This window comes from Rudaea sp. (genome assembly GCF_057139185.1).
Window position 1 is genome coordinate 65,216 of record NZ_DBNHDN010000038.1, and the last position, 23,010, is coordinate 88,225.

The 23,010-nt window shown below is 62.8% G+C and carries 24 protein-coding genes and 2 pseudogenes; 3 read left to right on the forward strand and 23 right to left on the reverse strand.

Translation table 11 applies throughout. From position 1 onward, the window contains the following. From AC16HO_RS12930 to AC16HO_RS12955, 6 genes are all read right to left on the reverse strand, one after another. On the reverse strand, window positions 1-1,293 hold the full coding sequence (locus tag AC16HO_RS12930) for a TolC family protein (protein ID WP_484335495.1): 1,293 nt from the start codon (window positions 1,291-1,293) through the stop codon (window positions 1-3). Between the two features lie 68 nt (window positions 1,294-1,361). Further along, entirely contained in the window at window positions 1,362-1,742 is a 381-nt protein-coding gene (locus AC16HO_RS12935) for a hypothetical protein (RefSeq protein ID WP_484335496.1), read from the reverse strand. A 181-nt stretch (window positions 1,743-1,923) separates the two neighbouring features. Then, window positions 1,924-5,082: an efflux RND transporter permease subunit gene (locus tag AC16HO_RS12940; RefSeq protein ID WP_484335497.1), complete on the reverse strand. Its 3,159-nt coding sequence runs from the start codon at window positions 5,080-5,082 to the stop codon at window positions 1,924-1,926. 5 nt (window positions 5,083-5,087) lie between these two features. Next, the gene (locus AC16HO_RS12945) at window positions 5,088-6,029 is read right to left on the reverse strand and encodes an efflux RND transporter periplasmic adaptor subunit (protein ID WP_484335498.1); all 942 of its coding nucleotides are present in this window, start codon (window positions 6,027-6,029) and stop codon (window positions 5,088-5,090) included. After that, entirely contained in the window at window positions 6,026-7,369 is a 1,344-nt protein-coding gene (locus tag AC16HO_RS12950) for a TolC family protein (protein WP_484335499.1), read from the reverse strand. The genes AC16HO_RS12945 and AC16HO_RS12950 overlap by 4 nt, the downstream gene beginning before the upstream one ends. Next, on the reverse strand, window positions 7,366-7,989 hold the full coding sequence (locus tag AC16HO_RS12955; RefSeq protein WP_484335500.1) for a cation efflux transmembrane domain-containing protein: 624 nt from the start codon (window positions 7,987-7,989) through the stop codon (window positions 7,366-7,368). The genes AC16HO_RS12950 and AC16HO_RS12955 overlap by 4 nt, the downstream gene beginning before the upstream one ends. A 63-nt stretch (window positions 7,990-8,052) precedes the next feature. Between AC16HO_RS12955 and AC16HO_RS12960 the strand changes: the two genes are divergently transcribed. Further along, window positions 8,053-8,466 (forward strand): MerR family transcriptional regulator, encoded by a 414-nt coding sequence (locus tag AC16HO_RS12960; protein WP_484335501.1) that lies wholly within the window; start codon window positions 8,053-8,055, stop codon window positions 8,464-8,466. Between the two features lie 88 nt (window positions 8,467-8,554). Here AC16HO_RS12960 and AC16HO_RS12965 read toward each other — a convergent pair whose 3' ends face one another. The 17 genes and pseudogenes from AC16HO_RS12965 to AC16HO_RS13045 all read right to left on the reverse strand — a co-directional run bounded on the left by AC16HO_RS12965 (window position 8,555) and on the right by AC16HO_RS13045 (window position 21,696). After that, window positions 8,555-9,742 (reverse strand): MFS transporter, encoded by a 1,188-nt coding sequence (locus tag AC16HO_RS12965; protein WP_484335536.1) that lies wholly within the window; start codon window positions 9,740-9,742, stop codon window positions 8,555-8,557. After that, the gene (locus AC16HO_RS12970) at window positions 9,742-11,196 is read right to left on the reverse strand and encodes an FAD-dependent oxidoreductase (protein WP_484335502.1); all 1,455 of its coding nucleotides are present in this window, start codon (window positions 11,194-11,196) and stop codon (window positions 9,742-9,744) included. Before AC16HO_RS12970 ends, AC16HO_RS12965 begins: the two co-directional genes overlap by 1 nt. 16 nt (window positions 11,197-11,212) lie before the next feature. Further along, window positions 11,213-11,779 (reverse strand): arsinothricin resistance N-acetyltransferase ArsN1 family A, encoded by a 567-nt coding sequence (locus AC16HO_RS12975; RefSeq protein ID WP_484335503.1) that lies wholly within the window; start codon window positions 11,777-11,779, stop codon window positions 11,213-11,215. Then, window positions 11,773-12,255, reverse strand: coding sequence for a MarR family winged helix-turn-helix transcriptional regulator (locus tag AC16HO_RS12980; protein ID WP_484335504.1), 483 nt, complete (start codon window positions 12,253-12,255; stop codon window positions 11,773-11,775). The genes AC16HO_RS12975 and AC16HO_RS12980 overlap by 7 nt, the downstream gene beginning before the upstream one ends. Window positions 12,256-12,385: 130 nt before the next feature. After that, window positions 12,386-13,138: an arsenical resistance protein ArsH gene (arsH, locus tag AC16HO_RS12985; RefSeq protein ID WP_484335505.1), complete on the reverse strand. Its 753-nt coding sequence runs from the start codon at window positions 13,136-13,138 to the stop codon at window positions 12,386-12,388. Further along, window positions 13,135-14,220, reverse strand: a complete 1,086-nt coding sequence (gene arsB, locus AC16HO_RS12990; RefSeq protein WP_484335506.1) for an ACR3 family arsenite efflux transporter — start codon at window positions 14,218-14,220, stop codon at window positions 13,135-13,137. The genes arsH and arsB overlap by 4 nt, the downstream gene beginning before the upstream one ends. A gap of 17 nt (window positions 14,221-14,237) precedes the next feature. After that, on the reverse strand, window positions 14,238-14,660 hold the full coding sequence (gene arsC / locus AC16HO_RS12995; protein ID WP_484335537.1) for an arsenate reductase (glutaredoxin): 423 nt from the start codon (window positions 14,658-14,660) through the stop codon (window positions 14,238-14,240). Window positions 14,661-14,667: 7 nt separating this feature from the next. Beyond that, window positions 14,668-15,195: an arsenate reductase ArsC gene (locus tag AC16HO_RS13000; protein ID WP_484335507.1), complete on the reverse strand. Its 528-nt coding sequence runs from the start codon at window positions 15,193-15,195 to the stop codon at window positions 14,668-14,670. After that, complete coding sequence (locus AC16HO_RS13005) at window positions 15,192-15,545, reverse strand: ArsR/SmtB family transcription factor (protein WP_484335508.1); 354 nt, start codon at window positions 15,543-15,545, stop codon at window positions 15,192-15,194. Before AC16HO_RS13005 ends, AC16HO_RS13000 begins: the two co-directional genes overlap by 4 nt. A gap of 63 nt (window positions 15,546-15,608) precedes the next feature. Beyond that, on the reverse strand, window positions 15,609-16,049 hold the full coding sequence (locus AC16HO_RS13010; RefSeq protein WP_484335509.1) for an ArsR/SmtB family transcription factor: 441 nt from the start codon (window positions 16,047-16,049) through the stop codon (window positions 15,609-15,611). 75 nt (window positions 16,050-16,124) lie between these two features. Continuing rightward, window positions 16,125-16,862 (reverse strand): phosphate signaling complex protein PhoU, encoded by a 738-nt coding sequence (phoU, locus tag AC16HO_RS13015; protein ID WP_484335510.1) that lies wholly within the window; start codon window positions 16,860-16,862, stop codon window positions 16,125-16,127. 10 nt (window positions 16,863-16,872) lie between these two features. Then, window positions 16,873-17,676, reverse strand: coding sequence for a phosphate ABC transporter ATP-binding protein PstB (gene pstB, locus AC16HO_RS13020; protein WP_484335538.1), 804 nt, complete (start codon window positions 17,674-17,676; stop codon window positions 16,873-16,875). Window positions 17,677-17,690: 14 nt separating this feature from the next. After that, window positions 17,691-18,554 carry a phosphate ABC transporter permease PstA gene (gene pstA, locus AC16HO_RS13025; protein WP_484335511.1) on the reverse strand — a complete coding sequence of 288 codons (864 nt, stop codon included), beginning with the start codon at window positions 18,552-18,554 and terminating at the stop codon, window positions 17,691-17,693. Next, on the reverse strand, window positions 18,551-19,543 hold the full coding sequence (gene pstC, locus AC16HO_RS13030) for a phosphate ABC transporter permease subunit PstC (protein ID WP_484335512.1): 993 nt from the start codon (window positions 19,541-19,543) through the stop codon (window positions 18,551-18,553). Before pstC ends, pstA begins: the two co-directional genes overlap by 4 nt. A 53-nt stretch (window positions 19,544-19,596) precedes the next feature. After that, a pseudogene (pstS, locus tag AC16HO_RS13035) lies at window positions 19,597-20,577 on the reverse strand (phosphate ABC transporter substrate-binding protein PstS); the annotation flags it as partial. A 178-nt stretch (window positions 20,578-20,755) separates the two neighbouring features. Continuing rightward, the gene (locus AC16HO_RS13040) at window positions 20,756-21,325 is read right to left on the reverse strand and encodes an arsenate reductase/protein-tyrosine-phosphatase family protein (RefSeq protein ID WP_484335513.1); all 570 of its coding nucleotides are present in this window, start codon (window positions 21,323-21,325) and stop codon (window positions 20,756-20,758) included. Window positions 21,326-21,327: 2 nt separating this feature from the next. Continuing rightward, window positions 21,328-21,696: an ArsR/SmtB family transcription factor gene (locus AC16HO_RS13045; RefSeq protein ID WP_484335514.1), complete on the reverse strand. Its 369-nt coding sequence runs from the start codon at window positions 21,694-21,696 to the stop codon at window positions 21,328-21,330. A gap of 61 nt (window positions 21,697-21,757) precedes the next feature. On the opposite strand from AC16HO_RS13045, the gene AC16HO_RS13050 reads away from it, so the two are divergent. Both AC16HO_RS13050 and AC16HO_RS13055 read left to right on the forward strand, forming a co-directional pair. Beyond that, a complete protein-coding gene (locus AC16HO_RS13050; protein ID WP_484335515.1) occupies window positions 21,758-21,976 on the forward strand; it encodes a hypothetical protein in 219 nt (72 codons plus the stop codon). Between the two features lie 68 nt (window positions 21,977-22,044). After that, window positions 22,045-22,983, forward strand: a pseudogene (locus AC16HO_RS13055) (site-specific integrase); the annotation flags it as partial. Window positions 22,984-23,010 lie beyond the last annotated feature (27 nt).

Consider the following 23,010-nt stretch of genomic DNA (forward strand, 5'->3'; position numbering starts at 1 on the left):
TTAGTGCTCCTTCGGAAACGCGAAGTACAGCGCTGCCCAGGACTGGCCGAGCGTGCTCGTCAGATCGGTGTAGGCCAGCCGTTGCTCGATGGCGTTGTCGAGTGCGGTCAATGAGGCTTGCAAGCTGCCACTTCCGCCGCGGTACGCAGCCAGGGTAGCGTCCACGCGGTCGTCGGCCAGAGGTAGCAGTTCCTTCTCATAGCGCTGCACGCGCTCGACCGCGCTGCGCCAGGTGGCCAGCGTCTTCTGCAACTCGGCCGAGTGCATGCGTCGGGCGGCTTCGCGCTCGTCGGCAATCTGATCGACCAGCGCCTGCTTGGAGGCGATGTTTGGGTCTTGTCGCTTGCTGCCAAACAACGGCAGATCGATGCGCGCCTCGATCGAGATCATGTTGGAGAATTGAGGGGCGCGCTGTGCGTAGGCGAATTCCAGCGACCAATCCGGTCGCTTCTCTGCCCTCGCGAGAGCGACATCCGTCGTCGCCGCCTTTTCCGCGGCATCGTAGGCAAGCAGTTCGCGATGATGGGCAACGTTGCGAATCAGCGTGTCAGGGTCGGCGCCGAGACTGCGGAAGTCCGGCGCGTCGCCCAGCGGCTGGTCGCTCGAGTCGGGAAGCCAGCGAACGAATTCCGCGCGGGTTTCCGCGACAACACGCGCGGCCTCGCTGATGCGATCTTCGAGCATCGCCTGTTCGGCACGTGCAGCGATGCCATCGGCCGCCGAACCACGTCCGGCAGTCAGCGCGGCAGTCGCCGCCGCCATCTGCGCTTCGGCACGCGGGCGCAGCGATTGGAGCAAGGCCAGCCGCCGCTCAGCCGCCGCGCGCATCACCCAAGCGCGGGCGACGGACTCGCGGGTGGTCAGGCGCTCAGTCGTCAGCAGCGCGCCTTCCCGCGCGGCCATCGCCTCGGCGCGCTGCGTGCGCAGCTCGCGCTTCTCGCCACGCGTAAAGGTCTGCATCACGCCGACCTTACGCATCGTCATGAAGTCGCGGTTGAGGTGGAACGCATCGTTCGTGGTAACCGGCAGATTGTCGATGCCGACGATGAGCTGCGGATCGGGCAATTGCCCGGCCGGCGTCACGGCGCGTTCGGCCGAGGTCAGCGCTGCCTGGTGCGCGTCGATATTCGGCGCCTGCGTTTCGGCTTGTTTGACCGCCTCAAGCAGTGATAAGGAGGTCTCGCCGGCCTGGGTTGCGGCGAGCGGCACCAGGATCAGGGAGAGGGACACGCAAAGCAGCGGCAGCGCGACTCCGCACCAGCGGCGCACATGCAAATAAACAAGGGAAAACATGGTTGAACTCCGACAACGACACAACGTGCCGCGCAGCGCGCGGCGCCCTCAACGTCGTGGGTCGAAGCTCAAATTTGGAACGTGCAGTGCTGGATGTTCAGCGGTGGCGCAGCGGCACGGGCAATGACGCCGTGGACGACGTCATCGTGCCAGCGCACGGGATGCCACGAGGCCGCGCGTAACCAAGTGGTTGGCGGCAACAGGGCCGGCGGTACGGTCGGCGGCGTGCCATGGTCGGAGGTCTGCGTCAGCGGATGGCAATGCTGCTGGCAGCGAGCTAGATCCGCCTTTCCCGGTTCCGTGCAGTCCGGCATGTCGGAGGACGCCGCCATGGCCACCGCATTGCGCGTCTCGACCGGGCACGCATACGCCGCCATCGCGACCTGCTGGAACAGCAGGCCGAGGAGCGCGAACAGCGCAATCCAGCGGCGGTGGCGTTGACGACGCAATGGCATACTCTGAAAAACTTCCCTACGCGGCGGCTAAGTGACCGGGGTGTTCTCGCTCATCTTACATCGGCAGATTTCGTATTTCATTGCAAATGAAGCGCAGAAATCGATTTGCCGGTGCTCCTGTCTTTCGAGAGACATCAATTTAGAGTCAAAGTTTCAACGTGGCGTGCCTTGTCGCTCAACGGCGCTGGCGATACACCAATCGGTATAGCGCCGGCAGTACGATCAGCGTCAGAAGCGTTGACGATACGATGCCTCCGATGACCACAGTTGCCAGTGGTCGCTGCACTTCGGCGCCGGGGCCGACGTTGAAGGCCATCGGCAGAAACCCCAGCGAGGCCACCAGCGCGGTCACCAGCACGGGGCGCAACCGACCCAGTGCGCCATCGACAATAGCATCGTCGAGCGAATCGCCTTCCTCTCGAAGCTTCCGGATGAAGGCGATCATGACCAAGCCGTTGAGTACGGCCACACCGGACAGCGCGATGAACCCGACGCCCGCGGAGATCGAGAATGGGATGTCGCGCAACGCCAAGGCCAAAATACCGCCAGTCAACGCCAGAGGCACACCGCTGAACACGACGAACGCGTCGCGCGCCGAACCGAAGGTCATGAATAGCAGCCCGAAGATGATGAGGAAGGTCACCGGCACGACGACGGCCAGGCGTTGGCTGGCCGATATCAACTGCTCGAATGTTCCGCCATAGCCGATCCAGTAGCCGGCAGGCGTCTTCACCTGCGTATCGATACGGGCGCGCAGCTCGTTGACGAAGCCGCCGAGATCGCGCCCTCGGACGTTCGCCGTCACCACGATGCGGCGCTTGCCGTTCTCGCGATTGACCTGATTCGGACCGAGTTGATCCTTGATTGCCGCCACCTCGCGCAAAGGCACGAACGAGGGTGTACCGACGGACTTCTCGCCACTTCGGCTCGATTCATCGGACTGGCCGCCGGTGCCGCGAGGTACCGTGAGATCGCCTAGGGCATTGCGATCCTGCCGAAGCGCTTCAGGCAGGCGCACGACGATGTCGAAGCGCCGATCACCCTCAAAGAGTCGACCGGCGACCGTGCCACCAATCGCGGTTCCGACCGTCGCCTGCACATCACCGGTGTTCAATCCGTAATGCGCCAGCGCGGTACGGTCGGGAACGATGGCAATCATCGGCAGGCCAGTGATTTGTTCGAGCTTGACGTCCGCCGCTCCCGGAATCTTGCGAGCGACCGCCTCGACACGCTTTCCGATATCGAGCAGCGTATCCAGATCGTCGCCATAAATTTTGACCGCCACATCCGAGCGCACCCCCGAAATCAGCTCGTTCATGCGCATCTGGATCGGCTGGGTGATCTCATAGTTATTGCCGGGCAGCTCACGGGCGGCACGCTCCACTTCCTCCACCAACTGCGCTTTGGGCTTGCGTGGATTGGGCCAGCGCTCGCGCGGCTTCAATATGACGTAGGTGTCGGCGGTCGATGGCGGCATGGGATCGCTCGCGATCTCCGCCGTGCCGATCTTGCTGAACACACGCTCGACTTCGGCAAATTTGAGCAATCGCTTTTCCAACTGCTCCTGCATCGCCAACGACTGGCTCAGGCTTGTGCCCGGAATGCGCAGCGGTTGCAGAAGGATGTCACCCTCATCCAGGCTGGGAATAAATTCGGAACCGAGCCGCATCGCCAGGAAGCCGGCGCCGATCAGCAGAACAACTGCTACGGCAACGACCATAAGCCGCAACCGGACAGCGTCGCGCAGCACCGGCTCGTAAATCCGGCGCGCCGCCCGCATCAAAACGTTTTCGTGCTCCTGCACCCGGCCGCCCAGGGACGCGGCGATCGCCGCCGGCACGAACGTCAGCGACAGCAGCATGGCGCTCGTAAGGGCAAACACGACCGTAGTCGCCATCGGATGGAACATCTTTCCTTCGACACCCGACAGGGTGAAGAGCGGCAGGTATACGGCCGTGATGATGCCGACCCCAAACAAACTCGGCCGAATCACCTCCGCGGTCGCCTGAGCGGTCAGATCGAACCGTTCGTCGCGCGATAAGATGCGCCCTAACTGCGCTTGCCGTTCGCCAAACCGGCGCAGCGCGTTTTCGATGATGATGACGGCACCATCGACGATCAAGCCGAAATCGAGTGCGCCCAGGCTCATCAGATTGCCGGACACCCCACCGCGCACCATGCCGGTAATCGTCATCAGCATCGCCAGCGGGATCACGGCCGCGGTGATCAACGCCGCGCGGATATTGCCGAGCAGCAGAAACAACACCACGATGACCAGAAGCGCGCCTTCGATCAGGTTCTTCGAGACCGTCGCGATCGTGCGATCGACCAGCGTTGTACGGTCGTAGACGGGTTTGGCGATCACTCCGTCGGGCAGACTCTTTTGGATATCGCCCAGCTTCTGCGCCGTGCGTTGCGACACCGTACGGCTGTTCTCGCCGATCAGCATGAAGGCCGTACCGAGTACGACTTCCCGTCCGTTTTCGGTGGCGGCTCCGGTGCGCAGTTCCTTGCCTTCGCCGATGTCGGCAACGTCGCCGATGCGGATCGGTACGCCGTCGCGACGATCGAGCACGATGTTTTTCAACGCATCCAGATCGGCGACCTGACCGGGCACGCGGACGAGATACTGTTCGCCGTTGCGTTCAATGTAGCCGGCGCCGAGGTTCTGGTTGTTGCGTGCGACCGCGTCGACGACATCCCGCAAGGTGAAGCCATAGGCGATCAGCTTCGCCGGCATCGGCGTGATGTGAATCTGTCGTTCGTAGCCTCCGATGGTATTCACGTCGGTCACGCCGCGTACGGTGCGGAGCTGGGGCCGCACGACCCAGTCCTGCAGCGTGCGCAGATCGGTGGCGCTCCACGCACTGCCGTCTGGCTTGCGCGCGTCGGGCCGTGCTTCGACCGAGTAGGCAAAAATCTCCCCCAGGCCCGTCGCGATCGGCCCCATTTCCGGTTCGAGTCCTTCGGGAAGCTGTGAACGCACCTGCAGCAACCGCTCGGCCAATTGCTGGCGGGCAAAGTAGATGTCGGTGCCGTCGTCGAACACCACGGTGACTTGCGACAGTCCATACCGCGACAGCGAACGCGTGTTGTCGAGCTTGGCCAGGCCCGCCATGGCGGTCTCGATCGGAAACGTCACGCGCTGTTCGGCTTCAAGCGCCGAGTAGCCCGGCGCCAGGGTGTTGATCTGCACCTGCACGTTGGTGATGTCGGGCGTCGCGTCGATCGGCAGGCGCGTGAAACTCCAGATGCCCAAGGCTGCGAGCGCCGACGTCAGCACTAGCATCAGCCAGCGGTGCGCGATCGAGAATCGAATGAATCGTTCGAGCATGGGCGTCACTCCTCTTGCTCGGTGCTCGATTTTTCGAGATCGGCCTTGATCAGATAGCTCTGTTCAACGACCACATTCTCGCCAGCCTTCAGGCCATCGAGCACTTCGACACGGTGGCCGTCGCGCCGACCGAGTCGGACCTTGCGCATTTCGTAGTCGTCGTCGCCTTCGCGCACGAACACGACGTCTTCGCCGCGCACCGATTGCAGCGCATCGAGCGGAACGGCCAACGACACCGCGTCCTCCGAGACGCTCACGCGGGCACGAACAGCCGCACCGGGACGCCAATTACCGTCGCTGTTCGGGACCGTGGCCCGTGCGACGGTACTTTGGCTTGCAGTCGCCGTCCCCGGCAGGATGCGATCGAGGGTCGTCGTCGTGCTGACGCCATCCGACAGCCTTACGACCTCGACCGGCAACCCGGCGCGGATATGTTGTGCATCGCCGCCGAACAGGTGGATGTCGACCCAGAGTTGCGAGAGGTCGGCAATCTCGAACAAGGGCGTGTCGCCCGCCAGATCTCCGACGGCCGCACTGCGCGAGAGCACTGTGCCCGCGAACGGCGCCACGATGGGATAGTCGGTCAGACTGACGTTGCTCTCGACGATGGCGAGGGTCTGCCCCGAGCGAACCTGATCGCCGACGCCAACGCGCACGGCGCGCACGGGGCCAGCGAACCGCGCAACCACGCGGGCATGCCGTCCTTCGATTGGGGTAAGAAGACCTTGTACGTCGTGCTCATCGCGAATGGTGCCGGGACCGGCCGCCGCAACGCGCACGCCGGATTGCTCTGCCATAGCCGCGGAGATGTGGACGCGGTTGCTTTCTTCGGCACTCGCTTCTTCATGTTTGCCTTCTTTGGGCGCCGCCGGCTGACTGCCGCCGCACCCGGCGATCCCAAGGGCGATCGCGACAAGGAGGGAAAGGTGCCGGATATTCGCGGTCATGGGGTAGTCTCCTTGGCCGACGGCGAGCGCACCAGCGACTCGCCGGTCAGGCGTTGAATTTCGATCAGGGCGCGCTGCGCATCGAGCGCTGCGGCGAGTTGTTGTTTGCGGGCGGCCGTCGTTTCGTTCTGAACCTGCGCCCATTCGAGATAACTCAACGCGCCACTGCGGTACGCCCGTTCGGCCGCCGCTTCCGCACGTCCCAGGCGCGGCAATACCTCGTCGCGGCTGCGTTCGACCTCGACTTTCCGTGCACGGTATTGGCCATGCGCCTGAGCAAGCGTGGCGTAGAGCGTCAGTTCACTCGATTCGCGTTCGAGGGACAGCGCGTCGAGCTCGCTCTCGGCCTCACGAATGCCAGGTTCAGCGCGCCGCGAAGTACCCAACGGCACCGAGACGCTGCCAATCAGCCCCCATGCCGACAAGTCCTGCAAGCGCCGGACTCCGATCTGCCATTCGATATCGGGCGCACGTGCACTTTGAGCGAGCCGCAGGCGGGCTTCGCGAATGCGGCCTTCGCCGGCGAAACGTTCAAGTTCGGGCGTCCGTTCCAGCAGCTTCGCCAACGTCTCGAAGTCCGACACCTCGGCGAGCTGCAAGGGATCGCCGGCCACGGTCAATGCGGGTGCGTTGCGGTCGCCCCACAGTATGGCGAGGCGGCGCAGGGCCGCTTCGGTTTCCAGACGTGCGCGATCGCATTCAAGCTCCGCCCGCGCACGCATTGCATCGGCGGTCAGTCGTGCGGACTCTGGCGATGCGCCGGCTTGCACGCGCTGGGTGGCGGCAACCAGTGTGCGTTCGCGCTGCGCCAGGTCGAGCGCTGCGATTCGTTGTTCCGCCAGGGCTGCGACGACGTCGAGATAACGTCTAGCGACCTCGGCCAGGAGGTCCAGTCGTTTGGCCTCCCGCGTCATCGCCAGCGCATCGATGCGGCTTGTGGCGAGCGCCTGGCGTGCTTCGCGCTTGCCGCCGCGTTCCAGTACCGACGCGAGCGTCAGTGTGATCTCAGCCGCATTGAATCGGGCTGCTTCACCGGTGCCCAGTGCATTCTCGATGGTTGCGCCGGCCATCAATGGCGGCGATTGCGCAGCCGTGTCTGCGGCGGCTCGGAGCGACTTTTCCGTGTAGGAAAAAACGCGCAGATCGGGATGCTTGTCGAGCACACGATCGATGGCCTGATCCAGCGTCAGTACGGAGTCCGTTCGGCGCGGTGGTGGTACTGCCGGAGGCGAGAGCGACAGGGGCTTTGGCTCGGTCCCCTGGGCCGAGTAGATCGGCGTGTTGAAAAGCGCGCCCAGAGCTGCGGCGCCGACAATCGTTCGGATGATAGCCGTTTTCATTTGCTGCCTCCCGCGAGATTCGAATCGGCCCGGGCAGTACCGGCTTCGTGCAGGATTTCGAAGGCCTCCTTGACCACGTACACTCCAATGGCAGCGCCGACAACGAGGTCGGGATATCGCGACCCGGTGTAGGCCACGGCCACACCGGCGGCGACCACACCGATACTCGCGATCACATCGGCTCGCGTGAATATCCACGCCGCACGCAGGTGGACATCGCCGGAACGCAACGGTTGCAGGAGATGCAACACGAAAACATTGACGCCCAGTGACGCCATCGCCGAGGCAATCATGGGCCAGGATACGGGCTCACTGCCCGCGAAGCTTCGTCGCGCGACTTCAACAAGCAAAACAATACCGATCACCATGAGCAAGTAGCCGCTGGCACGCGCCGCCTGCGCCTTGAAACTCCGCGAACGATGGATCGCAACCAGACCGACCCCGTACACGGCGGCATCCGACGCCATGTCCAACGCGTCGGCCCATACCGCAGTTGATTGAGCAAGAGCACCCACTAGGGCACCGACCACCGCCATGGTCGCGTTCAACAGCAACGCAATTCTGAGGACGCGCTGTTCCGCCGCCGGTTTCCCGTCGACTAAATCCCCGTCGCAGGCCATGTACTTGCTCCTTCGGTGCAAAGCACGGATGCTAAAGCCTGTAGTTGCCACAGGGTCAAGGTTATGAGGATCAGCGAAGCGGCCGCCGCGAGCGGCTGCCATCTGGAAACCATCCGTTACTACGAGCGCATCGGATTGCTGGCCAAGCCTCCACGGTCCAGTAACGGCTATCGCCGCTACACGGATACGGATATCGATCGCCTGCGATTTGTCGTTCGCTGTCGCGAGTTGGGGTTCAGTTTGGATGAAATCAGCAGCCTAATTGCGCTAGGTGAAAATCCGAAACTGTCGTGCGGTAAGGTCGACATGCTGGCACGCACGCATCTGGCCGATATCGAGGCGAAGCAGCGTGCGCTTGCCCAACTAGGGCGCGAGTTGAAGCGAATGATTGAAGATTGCGCGCGGGGGAAGCGCGGGACTTGTGAAATTCTGGCAGCGTTGCATAGACCTGTCTCAGGGTACGCAGAACGTGAATGAAAAGGCGTTCACGCAGCACGAACCGCGGATTCCCTTATGTCGAACCGCGTATCCGCGCTCCTGATCTCCGCTCTATGCGCAAATAAAGTTACTCGATCGCTGCTCTCGCTGAAGGTGCGAGTTGTGTGCTCGCCCTTGTCGCCAAAACAATTGTCAAGGCCATCGCCACAGCGAGCAACGAAAATACGACGGTGCTTCCGAACTGACCGTAGGTCAGCGCCGCCAGAGCTGGCCCAACTGCTCGAGCAATGCCCTGAGCTCGAGCAATGATGCCGTTGACCTCTCCGGCAGATGCCACCCCGAACAGTTGCGGTACAACCCAAGGCCGAGCCAACGTGTGTAGGCCAGCGCCCAATCCGAATATGCCCACGCCGGCAAACGCGATTGGAAGCGATGCAGCATACGCCAAGAGCAGCAGGCCTGTGGCCTGCAATATCACTGGCAGCACGAGCAGCACCGAAGAAGGCAATGCGGTGCTACCACGCCCCAACCAAATACGGCCGGGCAACTGCATGATGCCGAGTGCCGCCAATACCCATGCGGCTCGATCGATCGGCTGTCCCTGATCCACCAACATGGGAATCACCAGCGTCGTCAGCGCCATCGCGGCAAAGATGCCGACCACAAAGGGCACTCCCACGAGGACGATCAATCCGAGTGGAAGGCGCGAGCGTTGGGGAGCAGCAGCCAGAGTTAGGCGCGACTCCGCGGCATGCAGCGCGGGCAGCGTTCGCCACTCCATGTACGCGGCAGCGGCGACCCAGATCACCATCAGCACTCGCAACGCCGTGCGCCAGCCCTCATGCGCGATCACAGTGCCGACGATCGGAACAAAGATCGTGCTCGACAGACCGCCCATCACCGTGACGATCGCCAGCGCGCTCAAGCGTGACTGTGGTTGTTCGATCATGCGTACCACGAGGGCAAACGCGGTTTCGTAGAGCACTGCTGCCATGGTGACCCCGAGGCCCACCCACACCGCATACAACTCCGTAAGCGAGGTCACGTACGACCACGCCAATAGCAGCACTCCGCCGAGCCAAGCGCCATAACGCAGCAACGCGATGCCTCGGCCGTCATCCAGCCAGCGGCCAACGTGCGGCGCGAGCAACGCACTGATGCCGAGCCCCATCGAAAACGCGCCCACGATGGCGGTGTTCGATGCATGAAATTCCTCGCGCATCGGTACCAACAGCACGGAGAACGCGTAATAGATGATGCCCCAGTAGACGCACTGGCTTACGCCCAATCCCCAGATTGCCGAGCGCGGTGGCATCACGCGGATCGCGATGAGCCACAGCAGGACGTTTTTGGCGGGATTGCCGCGGGAGCGATCGCAATAACTTGATCCGGCTCTTCCGTGGCGCATCCGCATCCGGCTTCGCCGGCTGCCTTTGCGTCGGCATCGGCCACGCAGCAGGCGTTGGCTTCCGCGGGTGCCGGGCCCCCGCAGCAACTGGTGGCTTGAGCTGTGTTGTCCTCGTCGGCGAACTGCGTGCTGCACACACCGGTCTCGGGCAGTACGAGCTCGACGCGGCGCGCGGATTCCCAATCGCCGGCGATGGCGGCAGCGATCGAGCGCACCTGCTCATAGCCCGTCAGCAGCAAGAAGGTCGGTGCACGGCCGTAGCTCTTCATGCCGACCACGTAGAGGTCCGCATCAGGATGCTTCAATTCGACCGCACCGTGCGGGCGGACGGTGCCGCAACTGTGCAAGTTCGGGTCGATCAGTGGCGCCAAGGCCGCGGCGCTCTGCGTGCCGGGATCCAGGTTCAACCGGACCTCGTCGAGAATCGAAAAATCCGGACGAAACCCCGTCGATGCCACAATTTCGTCGATCGGAGGCAGCGTGGTCTCTCCACTCCGCGCAATCAGGCCATGCGCAGTGCGATCGATCCGATCGACATAGATGTTGGTATGTACCGCGATGACATTGTTGGCGACGAGTTCGGCGATGTGCATCCCGAGTTGGCCACGCTCTTTGAGCTGATCGTTTTCGCCACCGCCGAGCACGCGGCGCAGCGAAGGTCGGCGCACCGCCCAGTGAATCTCCGTGCCAGGCGCTTCACCGCGTAGCTTGGAAAGATCACCCAGGACGTTGAAGGCGGAATGCCCGCTGCCGACCACGAGGACGCGCTTGCCGGCATAGCGCGCTCGCGCATCACCGTAGACATCGGGGATGCCGTAGGCGATACGGTCGCCTGCCGTGAGTTCACCCAGCGCCGGAATACCGGCTCCGCCTGCAGGATTCGGGGATTGGATCGTGCCGGAGGCATCGATCACTGTCCGGGCCCGGATTTCGCGTTCCTCGCCGCGGTCCAGATAGCGCACAAGGAACGGTGTGCCGACGCGCTGCGCGTTCTTCATGCGGTCGTGACGCTCCTTGGTGACGGCAATCACTCGCGCGTCGAACAAAATCTGCGGCTTGAGTTCCGGTGTTGCAGCTAGCGGCTCCAGATAGGCTTCGACGACTTCTCGTCCCGTCGGAAACCGCATCAAATCGGGAGCAACCCAACCGTGCGAGGCCAACAACGCGCCGGCAAGCTTGTCGATGTTGTATTCCCACGGCGAGAACATGCGCACGTGCCCCCACTGCCGCATGCCCGTTCCCACCGAGGGGCCGGCTTCGAGGACGATCGGGACCAGTCCGCGCGAGCGGACGTGCAACGCGGCGGCGAGCCCGACCGGGCCGGCTCCGATGATGACGACGGGCAATGTATTGGCAGACATGGCGAACCTCGTTGGGTTATTGGGTCAGGTTTTCCGGGATCAGACGTTCGACGATGACGACGTCGAGCCAGCGCCCCTCCAACTGGGCGTGTTTTTCATAGATCCCGACTTCTCGGAAACCGCAGGCACGGCACAGCGCACGGCTGGCGGTATTGAACGGAAAGATGCGCGAGACGAGCTTCCAAAAGCCTCGTTCACGCGCGGCATCGACCAGCGCTGCGAGCAACAGGCGACCTATTCCACGCCCTCGTGCAGCGCGGTCGAGATAGATCGAAAACTCGGCGATGCCGTCGTAGCAATCGCGCGATCGGTACGAACTCAGCGCCGCCCAGCCGAGCACGGTGTCGTTGTCGTCGACCGCGACGAGCAATGGATAGCGTGTGTCCGCAAGGCGAGACAGCATGTCCCCAGAACTGCGCGGCGACGTCTCGAAGGTCGCACCACGATCGGCGATACCCTGGTTGTAAATGTCGGCGATCGCGGCAGCGTCGCGGCTGTCCGCAGCACGAACGGAGATGGAAGTGGCAACTGTATTCATATCGTTGTCAGTAGCAACATTATAGGTAAAAAAAGGGGTCAGCACTTTGGTTCACACGCATTCGACGAGCATTGCCCGACACTGACGCCGCTCACGAAACGACTCTGCGCGGCGCGAGCCAAGCGTCGAATCACATCCGTCACGCCGGCGCGGACGGCGGGGTCGAGATCGGCCAGTAGCTCGGCTTGTTGGGCGATGAGCTCGCGGTTGATCTTCTCGTACAGCGAGCGGCCGTTGCGGGTAATCCGCAGTGACAGTGCGCGGGCGTCATCGTCTGCAGTACCTCGTTCGACATATCCTTTTCGCACAAGGGCATCAACGACGCGCGTCGTCGTGCTCTTGTCGAGCAGCAACTGGTCGGCGAGCGCCTGGCTTCGCATCGGCCCGTGTTCCACAAGCGCCTCGAGCGCATAGCACTGCGTCACTGAGATGTCGTAGCAGCAAATCTTGTCGCGATCGCGGAACTGATAGATGCGAAGCAGCTCGGACAAGGCGGAATTCAACGCCTCTGCGTCGGCCATCAACGTCCCGCCGGAGGCGGGCTTTCGAGGGACGACAGAGCGGGCCGTATTTGGTTGCATGTGCCAACTATATGGCTGACAGAAAGCGTCGTCAAGATCGCTGGTCACGGCACCGCTTCCTGCGTGGAGGCTACTGCGGCGCCATCGCGATCGCCGCGAGATCCGTCTCCGGAGAGACCTCTACTCCGGCGTCTTTGCGCTCGCTGTAGCGATCGACCAGCGCGGCCGAGTGCGGGCGCAGAAGGATCGTGAAACGTACGAGTTCTTCCATCACGTCGACAATGCGGTCGTAGTAGCCCGACGGCTTCATGCGGCCGGCGTCGTCGAATTCCTGGAAGGCCTTCGCCACGCTCGACTGATTCGGAATGGTGAACATGCGCATCCAGCGGCCGAGCAAACGCAACGTGTTGACCGCATTGAACGACTGCGAGCCTCCGGAGACTTGCATGACGGCCAACGTTCGGCCTTGCGTCGGACGGACGCTACCGATCGCCAGCGGAATATGGTCGATCTGCATTTTCATGAGCCCGGTGATCGCACCATGCCGTTCGGGGCTACACCAGACCTGGCCTTCGGACCACAGCGACAGCTCACGCAGCTCCTTCACTGCCGGATGATCGGCGGCGTCGGGATGATCGGGCAACGGCAGATCGGAGGGATCGAAAATACGCGGCTCGGCACCGAAGAAGCGCAAGAGACGGGCCGCTTCTTCGACCGCAAGGCGAGAAAACGAGCGCTTGCGCAGCGAGCCGTACAGCAGAAGGATGCGCGGCGGATGCCCAACCGGATCGTCGAACCCGGCCGCCGGGCGCAGGTGCGCATAGCGTGGATCGAGTGCCGGCAAGTCGTCGGGCGACGACAGTTCACGGACTCGCGTGCTCACGCGCGTTCCCCTTGGGCGCCGCCGCGCTCATACCAGCTGCGGGAGGCTTTCACCAGGGACACGACCGAGAGCATCACCGGCACTTCGACGAGCACACCAACGACGGTAGCCAGGGCCGCACCGGAATTCAGGCCGAACAAGCTGATCGCGGCCGCCACGGCCAGCTCGAAGAAGTTGCTGGCGCCGATCAGCGCCGCCGGCGCCGCCACGCACCACGCGACCCCGAACGTCCGGCTCAGCCAATAGGCAATGCCGGCGTTGAGATAGACCTGGATCAGGATCGGTACGGCCAGCAAGGCGATCACGGCCGGCTGTTTCAGAATCTGTTCGCCCTGGAAGCCGAACAACAGGACAAGCGTGGCGAGCAGCGCCAGCAGCGAGAGCGGCTGCAGAACCGTCAAGGTGCGCTGAAGCGCCGCGTCGCCGCCTCGGGCGATCAGTGCCCGGCGCCAGACCTGCGCGATGAGAACCGGTACGACGATGTACAGCACGACCGACAAGAGCAGCGTGTCCCATGGCACAGTGATCGAGGCGACGCCGAGCAGCAAGCCGACCAGCGGCGCGAACGCGAACACCATGATCACATCGTTCAACGCCACCTGGCTGAGCGTGTAGTGTGGCTCACCGTCGCACAGGTTCGACCAGACGAAGACCATCGCGGTGCACGGCGCCGCGGCTAGCAGGATCAGGCCGGCGATGTAGGAATTGCTTTGATCGTGCGGCAGCCACCCAGCAAACAGGTGCCCGATGAACAGTGTGCCGAGGAGCGCCATCGAGAACGGCTTCACCGCCCAGTTCACCAGCAACGTCACACCGACGCCGCGCCAATGCTCGCGCACCTGGCCCAAGGCGCCGAAATCGATCTTCAGCAGCATCGGAATGATCATCAGCCAGATCAACGCCGCGACCACAAGGTTCACCTTGGCGACTTCGGCGGTGGCGATGGTCGCAAACACGCCCGGGATCAGGTGGCCTAAGCCGATGCCGGCGACGATGCAGAGCGCCACCCACAACGTGAGGTAGCGTTCGAAAGTGTTCATGGCCGGACGTGCGGGCGCGGCGTTTTCAGCGAGTGCATTCATTGCATGTTTCCGTGATATCAGAGGACACGTTGACCCTGGTCGTCGACGACGGCGGTGCCGTCTTCCTTGGTGAACGCACCGTGTTGCGGTGAAGGCAGTAGATCGAGCACGCATTCCGATGGTCGGCACAGCGCTACCCCCAACGGGGTAACGACGATGGGTCGGTTGATCAGGATCGGGTGCGCGAGCATCGCATCGAGTAGCTGGTCATCGGTGAGGTCGGGATTGTCCAATCCCAGATCGTGGTACGGCGTACCTTTCTCACGCAGCAGCTCGCGCACGGCAATGCCCATGCGCGCGATCAGCGATTGCAGCATCTCCCGGCTTGGCGGCGTCTTGAGGTATTCGATGACGTGCGGTTCGATGCCGGCATTGCGGATCAAGCCCAACGTGTTGCGCGACGTGCCGCACTCCGGGTTGTGGTAGATGATGACGTCGATCGTCGGCTTAAGCATGTTCCAAAGTCCCCGACGAGGCACCATCGCCGCGACCGATGTCCTGAAGCTGCTGGCGCAGCGAGGATGCTTCGAGCTTGGCCAGCGGTAGCGCCGCGAATGCCGTGATCCGATTCTTCAGGTAGCGAAATGCGGTTGCGAACGCGGTGAGCTTCTCCAGGGTCGTCCCCTCGACGGCGGCTGGATCTTCAATGCCCCAGTGGGCCTTGGTCGGGTGTCCTGGCCAGATCGGACAGACCTCGCCGGCCGCGTTGTCGCAGACCGTGAACACGAAATCCATCTGCGGCGCATCGGGGCCGTCGAATTCGTCCCAGCTCTTCGAGCGCAGTCCGTCGGTGGGATACCCCAGCTTCTCCAGGGTTTCGATGGCGAGCGGATTCACATCGGGTTTCGGCATGCTGCCGGCGGAGTACGCCACGAAGTGGCCGTGGCCCTCGCGGCGCAGAATGCTTTCGGCGAGGATAGACCGGGCAGAATTGCCGGTGCACAGGAACAACACGTTGAACGGACGATCGGTCATGACACGCTCCGGGAGGGGGAACAACAAGGGGTGAGTTCGGCGATGAGCGGCGTGCAGACGTCGGCACGGCCGCCGCAACAGTCTTTGAGCAGGTACAGCGTCAGCTCGCGAAAACGATTCAGATCGGCGCGGTACACCAGGGAGCGGCCTTGGCGCTCGAACGTCATCAGCCCGGACCGGGTGAGAATGCCCAGGTGCACGGACATGGTGTTTTGCGGCACGTCCAGGGCCCGGGCGATTTCGCCGGCGGGCAGTCCGTCCGGTTCATGACTGACGACCAGTTGGAACGCCTGCAGCCGGGTCGGCTGGGCGAGCGCAGACAAGGCCTCGATGCTGTCGTTTATATCCATTTATCTAGAATAATAGAAATTATCTAGATGGGAAAGCCCCAAAACTATCCTGCCGAACGAACGTTACCGGGATGCGACGCGCTTGCGCGGGGAAACTGGGGTTGCGGCCGTGCGACGCGGCGAAGCGGCCGCGACTGCCTTCTTGCCGGCCTTCTTGGGCACACACAAGGACGGATCCAGCCCGCAATCCCCTGTGTTGTCCTTGCAGCAGTTTTCCGTCAGGAAGCCCATCAGGCTGTTCATGACGCTGATGTCGGCCGCGCAATAGACAAAACGTCCTTCCTGTTGCGTGACCAAGAGGCCGGCACCGATCAGCTCGCGCAGATGGTGCGACAAGGTCGCATTGGGCACGCCCAAGCGTTCACCGATGGTGCCAACCGACAAACCCTCCGGGGCGTGCTCTAGGAGCATACGAAAGATCGCCAGCCGACTTTCCTGGGCGAGCGCGGAGAGCACTTTGACGGCGCTTTTGGATTCCATCACCAGAACCGATTCGAAAGACACAAGAACGCATCGACGCGGTGTCGATGCGTTGGGCATTGTAACGGTTCTGCCGCATGGCGACAGCCGTCACATGTCTTACGGCGATGCGGCGTCGCTTTCGTTGGCCGGGGACAGCGACCGGTCGCCCTTGCGCCGCTCTTGGGCCAGTGGCGCGCCGCGTACGAGGAAATAGACGTTCTCGGCAATGTTCGTCGCGTGATCGCCGATCCGCTCGATGTTCTTCGCCATGAACAATAGGTGGGTGGACGCCGTGATATTGCGTGGGTCTTCCATCATGTAGGTCAGCAGCTCGCGGAACAGGCTCGTGTACATCCCATCGAGCTCTTCGTCGCGGGCCCAGACGATGAGCGCGTGGTCCGCATCCTGCCTGCTGTAGGCCGTAAGCACGTCGCGCACCATCTCCTTCGCGAAGCTCGCCAACCGCGCCAGACCGTGAACCGGTTTGACCATGGTCTCCTGACTCACGATGATCGAGCGCTTGGCGATATTGGCCGCGTAGTCGCCGATGCGCTCGATGTCGGTGGCCACGCGCAAAGCCGTCAGGACTTCGCGCAGATCGCGAGCGATCGGTTGGCGCAGCGCCAGCACGCGCAAAACGTCCTGGCTGATTTTCTGTTCGAGCTGATCGATCGTCGTATCGCCGCGCACGACCTGTTCCGCCGCGGTACTGTCGCGGCCGATGACCGCGTCGATCGCGGCGTCGAGCTGGCCTAAGGCCAGGTCGCCCATGAACTGGATTTCGCGGGTCAGTCGGGCGAGTTCTTCGTCGAAACTCCGGACGATGTGCTCGCCGGCTTGGGGAGGGTTCGTCATCGTGTCGTCCTCAACCGAAACGGCCGGTAATGTAGTCTTGGGTCTGCTGCTTGTGCGGCGTCGTGAAGATCGTTTCGGTGTCGCCGAACTCGACGAGCTCGCCCAGGTACATGAACGCGGTGAAATCCGAACAGCGGCTGGCCTGCTGCATGTTGTGCGTCACGATGAGAATCGTGTAGCGCGTCTTCAGCTCGTCGATCAGTTGCTCGATCTTGCCGGTCGCCACCGGGTCGAGTGCCGAGGTGGGCTCGTCCAGCAGAATCACTTCCGGCTTGAGCGCAATGGCGCGGGCGATGCACAAACGCTGCTGCTGGCCACCCGACAAGCCCAAGGCGCTCTGTTGGAGCTTGTCCTTGACCTCGTCCCACAGCGCCGCCTGGCGCAATGATTCCTCCACTCGTTCGCGTTGCTCGGCGCGGGACAATTTCTCGTAGTGGCCCAGCGCATAGGTGATGTTGTCAAAAATCGACATCGGAAACGGCACCGGCTTCTGGAACACCATGCCGACCTTGCTGCGCAGGCGATTCAGCGGGTACTTGGGGTCGAGGACATTCTCGCCATCAAGCAGGACCTCACCCGTAGCATGCAGCCCCGGGTAGATCGAGTAGATGCGATTGAAGATGCGAAGCAGCGTCGACTTGCCGCAGCCCGACGGGCCGATCAGCGCGGTCACCTGCTTCTCGGCCACGGGCAAGTGAATATTCTTCAGCGCGTGAAAGCGGTCGTAGTAGAAGTCCAAGCCCTTGGCTTCCAGCTTGGGCGGATTGGCCACCTTTGGCTGACCGTTGTCGACGATGGTCACCAGGGGCGGCATGCGAGCATGATCGTTCACGAAGAAGCTCCTTTGCGCGCGAGGATGGCTCGCGACAGGATACTCAGCAGCAGGACAAAGAGCGTTACGACGAAGGCGCCGGCCCAGGCCAGCGAATGCCAGGAATCGTAGGGACTCATCGCGTATTGGAAGATGACCACCGGCACGCTGGCCATCGGGGTGTTGAGGCTGTTGGTCCAGTACTGGTTATTGAGCGCGGTAAACAACAGCGGCGCGGTTTCGCCGCTGATGCGGGCCAGCGCCAAGAGGATGCCGGTCAGGATGCCCGGCAGGGCCGCCCGGTAGAGCACCTGGATGGTGACCTTCCACTGGGGAATGCCCAGGGAGAGCGCCGCTTCGCGCATCTGACTCGGCACCAGGCGCAGCATTTCGTCGGTGGTGCGGACCACGACCGGCAGCACAATGAACGCCAGAGCCAGTGCGCCGGCAAAGCCGGAGAAGTGGCCGGCCGGCTGCACGACCAGGGTATAGACGAACAAGCCCAGCACGATCGACGGCGCCGATAGGAGGATGTCGTTGACGAACCGGATCGACTCGCCCAACACGCTGCGTTTGGCGTACTCGGCGAGGAAGGTGCCGGCGGCGATGCCGATCGGCGCACCAATCAGGATGGCGAGGAAACTCATCACCGCGCTGCCGAAGAACGCGTTCAACAGACCGCCGTCGGCCCCGGGCGGCGGTGTCATCTGGGTGAACAGGCTGAGCTTCATGGAACTCAGTCCGTTGACCAGCGTCGTCCATAGGATCCAGACCAGCCAGAAGAGGCCGAACAGTGTGGCCGCGACGGAAAACGACAACGCGAGGAAATTGACCAAACGGCGCCGTGCATAGAGCCGGTCCGCATAGTTCTGCGTGCTCATAGCCTGCCTCCCTTGCGCTCGAGCTGCATCAGCATGAGCTTCGCGATCGCGAGCACGATGAACGTGACGACGAAGAGCAGAAAGCCCAGGGCGACGAGCGAGGATAGGTAGATCGGGGAATCGGCCTCGGTGAACTCGTTGGCGATCGTCGCGGCGATCGAGTTACCGGGCATCAGCAGCGAAGTCGTGAGCTGGTGCGCGTTGCCGAGAACGAAGGTGACCGCCATCGTCTCACCCAGTGCGCGGCCGAGCCCCAGGAAGATGCCACCGATCGCGGCCGATCTCGTGTACGGAAGGACGATGTTCCAAACCACTTCCCATGTCGTCGACCCGAGCGCATAGGCCGATTCCTTGAGCGCGGTCGGCACCGTCAGAAACACCTCGCGCATCACCGAGGAAATGAACGGAATCACCATGACCGCCAGCACGATGCCGGCGGTGAGCATGCCGATGCCGAGCGGCGGACCGGTGAACAGCGGGCCCAGTATCGGCACGCCGTCCAGATGATCGTTGAGGAACGGAGCGATGTAGTTCGCCACGACCGGGACAAATACGAACAGACCCCACATGCCGTAGATGATCGAGGGAATACCCGCCAGGAGTTCAATGGCAGAGGACACCGGTCCGCGCATCCATGTCGGCGATACCTCGGTCAGGAACAGTGCGATGCCAAAACTGACCGGCACGGCGATGATCATCGCGATCAGCGCGGTGACCAGCGTGCCGATGATCGGCACAAACGCACCGAAATTGTGATTGACCGCATCCCATTCGGTGGAGATCAGAAAATGCCAGCCAAAGGTCAGGAACGCCTGGCGGCCACCCCACAGCATCGACAACGCCGCGGCGGCGAGCGACAACAGCACAAACAAGCCTGCGGCCATCACGCAGCCGCGGAAGACGCCGTCGGAACTGGCGTCTTTGCCCGCGCGCAGCGCCAGCTCGCGTTCTTTGTTCGCCGGAACGCCGGCGGTCAGCCCAGTAGACATCGGCCCTCTCCAAAGGAAAGGGCGCGCCGAAGCGCGCCCTTAAGACGTACGCGTTACTGCTTGATCTCGCTCTTCCAGTACGCTTCGATCTGGCTCGCGAGCGCCTTCGGCAGCGGCACGTAGTCGAGCTCTTCGGCCTGCTTCTGGCCGTTCTCGAGCGCCCACTTGAAGAAGTCGAGCGTCGCCTTGGTACGGGCGGCGTCCTTCGGCTGCTTGTACATCATGACGAACACCGAGGCGGAGATCGGCCAGGACTGATCGCCCGGGGCGTTCGTGATCACGAGGAAGAAGTCCTTCGGCGATTTCCAGTCCGCGCTCGCCGCGGCTGCCTGGAAGCTGGCGGCATTCGGCTGTACGAACTGGCCGGACGCGTTCTTCACGGCCGCGTAGGTCATCTTGTTCTGCAGCGCGTACGCGAGCTCCACGTAGCCCAGCGAACCTTTGATCTGCTTGACGTAGGCAGCGACACCTTCGTTGCCCTTGCCACCGACGCCGACCGGCCACTGCACCGAGGTGCCTTCGCCGACCTTTTCCTTCCACTCGGAGCTGATCTTGGAGAGATAGTTGACCCAGTTGAACGTGGTGCCGGAACCGTCCGAGCGATGGACGATCGTGATGGCGGTGTCGGGCAGCTTCACGCCCGGGTTGATCTCGGCGATCGCCGGATCGCTCCACTTCTTGATCTTGCCCAGGAACAGGTCGCCCAGGAGCGGACCGGTGAAGCGAAGCTTGCCGGGTTCGACGCCCTCGATGTTCACCACCGGTACCACGCCGCCGATCACGACCGGAAACTGACCCAGACCCGCCTGCGCCAGCTCATCCGGCGGCAGCGGCTTGTCGGAGGCGCCGAAATCCACCGTGCCCGCCTTGATTTGCGCGATGCCGCCGCCGGAACCGATGGACTGGTAGTTGATCTTGTTGCCGGTCGCCGTGTTGTAGCTGTCCGACCACTTCGACAGGATCGGGTAGACGAAGGTCGAGCCCGCGCCAGTGATTTCCACCGCATGCAGCGAACCGGTGAAGAGCGCCGCAGCCAGACCCAGCGCGGCCAGACGCCATTTACGAGACAAACCCATACAAACCTCCTCAAGTGAACGCAACGATGGATGAACGAATCGGAAGGCGACGCGATTAGACGCGACGGGTATTGCAGTTATATTTCTAGATACCTAGATATATAGAGCATTTGGCAGTGTGCGACCCCGCTGTGAACTAGGGGGCGAAGAGCTGGAGTTCGGACCAGCGCAGGGCGTGCTCCCGGCGCAGGCTCGTCGCCCGGAACGGGTGCGATTCGCCGATGGCCCGCAAATGCGCTTCCAACGTGCTCCGGTCGAACGTTTCCGCAGGGAGTTCGATCAGGCGTTCGACGCGATGGCGGATCCAACGGTGCGCGTCCGCGAAAGCCCGGCGCAGAAAGCGTTCGTCGCCGAGGCTCGTCAGCGGATCGGCAACACTCCAGTGCGCGAGGGCGGCATCGCCGAACATCTCCGGCTGCACCCACGCCGCGGTGTCGTTGCATAGCGTGATGACCGCATCGAGTTTCGGTGCCTCCGGGCCCCGGAAGGCCTGCCAGGATTTGCTCGACAAGCCGGCGCGCTTCATCTGCGCCGTCTCCAGTTGCCAGAGCGTATGCCGATGGACGTGGTCGACCGGATACAGCCCCGCGCTATGGGCCGTCCATCGAGATCCCGCCAGGTGCCGGAGCGTCGCTTCGGCCAGGATGCTGCGCGTGCTGTTTCCTGCACAGAGGAACAGGACGGCTGTTGGAGTCCGGAATGCCATGATCACACCTCCCGACCACGTCGAGATCCACGAGCACGACGAGGCGTCGGCGAACGTTGCCGTCGCACGGGCGCATCGCAGCTTTCGCCGGCCTCGCAGCAGTTCAGGGTGAGAAAATCGAGCAGCGCCTGCATCTTTTCGACGTCGGCGCGATAGCGGATGAATCGTCCCGAGGGCTCGGCGTAGACCAAATCGGCCCGCACCAGCTCCTTCAGATGGAACGACAGCACCGTCGGGGTGATCCCCAGATGCTGGGCGATCTCGCCCGCGTTGGCGCTCTCAGCGCCCCGCGCGGTCAGCAGACGCAGGGTGGCCAAGCGCGATCGTTGCGCCAGGGCGGCCAACACCGTAGCGGCGGCTTTGATATCCATATTTCTAGCTTCTTAGATATATAGACTAGAATCAACCCATCATCCGACTTCCGGGATCGCGATGGGCTTCGTCCGCCTCTTCCTGTTTGTGCTGATCGGGACCTTCGTCGCGCTGCTACAGGCGTGGTGGGGGGCGCCCACCTCCATGATCCTGGTCAACGCCGCCTTCGGCGGATTGGGCGCGGTCGTCATGCTCGATCTTTTTCTGTACTTCCACTCGCGGCCTCCACGCGAGCCTTGGCCGCCAGAAAACAAGCCGTGGCCCCCCGAAAAGAAGTAACCAAGGCCGTCGACAATTTGCTCCGATCGCCGCTTGGCAAGCGAACGCCGCCCGCATACATTCACGCAATGACCGATCTGGATCGCTATCTCGATGCCGCGACGCGAGCGAACACGCAACGCAGCTATGCGTCGGCCACCCGGCACTTCGAAGTCGAATGGGGCGGTCATCTGCCGGCGACGGCCGGCAGTGTGGCCCGGTATCTGGCCGACTATGCGGAGCAGTTGTCGATCAACACGCTTAAACTGCGCCTGGCCGCACTGGCGCAGTGGCACGCCGAGCACGGCTTTGCAGATCCGACCCGCGCCCCATTGGTGCGCAAGGTGTTCAAAGGCATCAAGGCTGTACATCCGGCGATGGAGAAGCAAGCCGAGCCGCTGCAAATCGCACACCTATCGCGTGTCTGCGACTGGTTCGACGCGGAAATCGCGAAACCCGATTTGAACAAGGCGACTCGACTGCGTTACTTGCGCGATCGCGCGCTCGTTCTGCTCGGGTTTTGGCGAGGGTTTCGCGGGGACGAGTTGATGCGCCTACGCGTCGAGCACATCCGTGTGGTTCCCGGTGAGGGCATGATCTGTTTCTTGCCGCGCAGCAAAGGCGATCGACAGAACGAAGGAAACAGTTTCAAGGTGCCGGCGCTGTCGCGCCTGTGCCCGGTCACCGCCGTCGGCGAATGGATCGCCGCGGCCGGCTTGACCCAGGGGCCGCTGTTTCGGTCGGTCAATCGGTGGGGTAAGGTCAACACGGCGCCGTTGCACGAAAACAGCTTCATTCCGCTGCTGCGACGCATGTTCACCGAGGCCGGCCTTGAGTCGCCCGAGCGGTACAGCGGCCACTCGCTACGACGTGGGTTCGCAGGTTGGGCCAACGACAATGGCTGGGACGTGAAAGCATTGATGGAATATGTGGGCTGGAAAGATGTCCATTCGGCGATGCGCTACATCGACGCCGGAGACCCGTTCGCGCAACGTCGGATCGATAGCTCCCTAAATCCGCCCATACCAGATGGGCCGAGTGAAACGGTTTTGGGC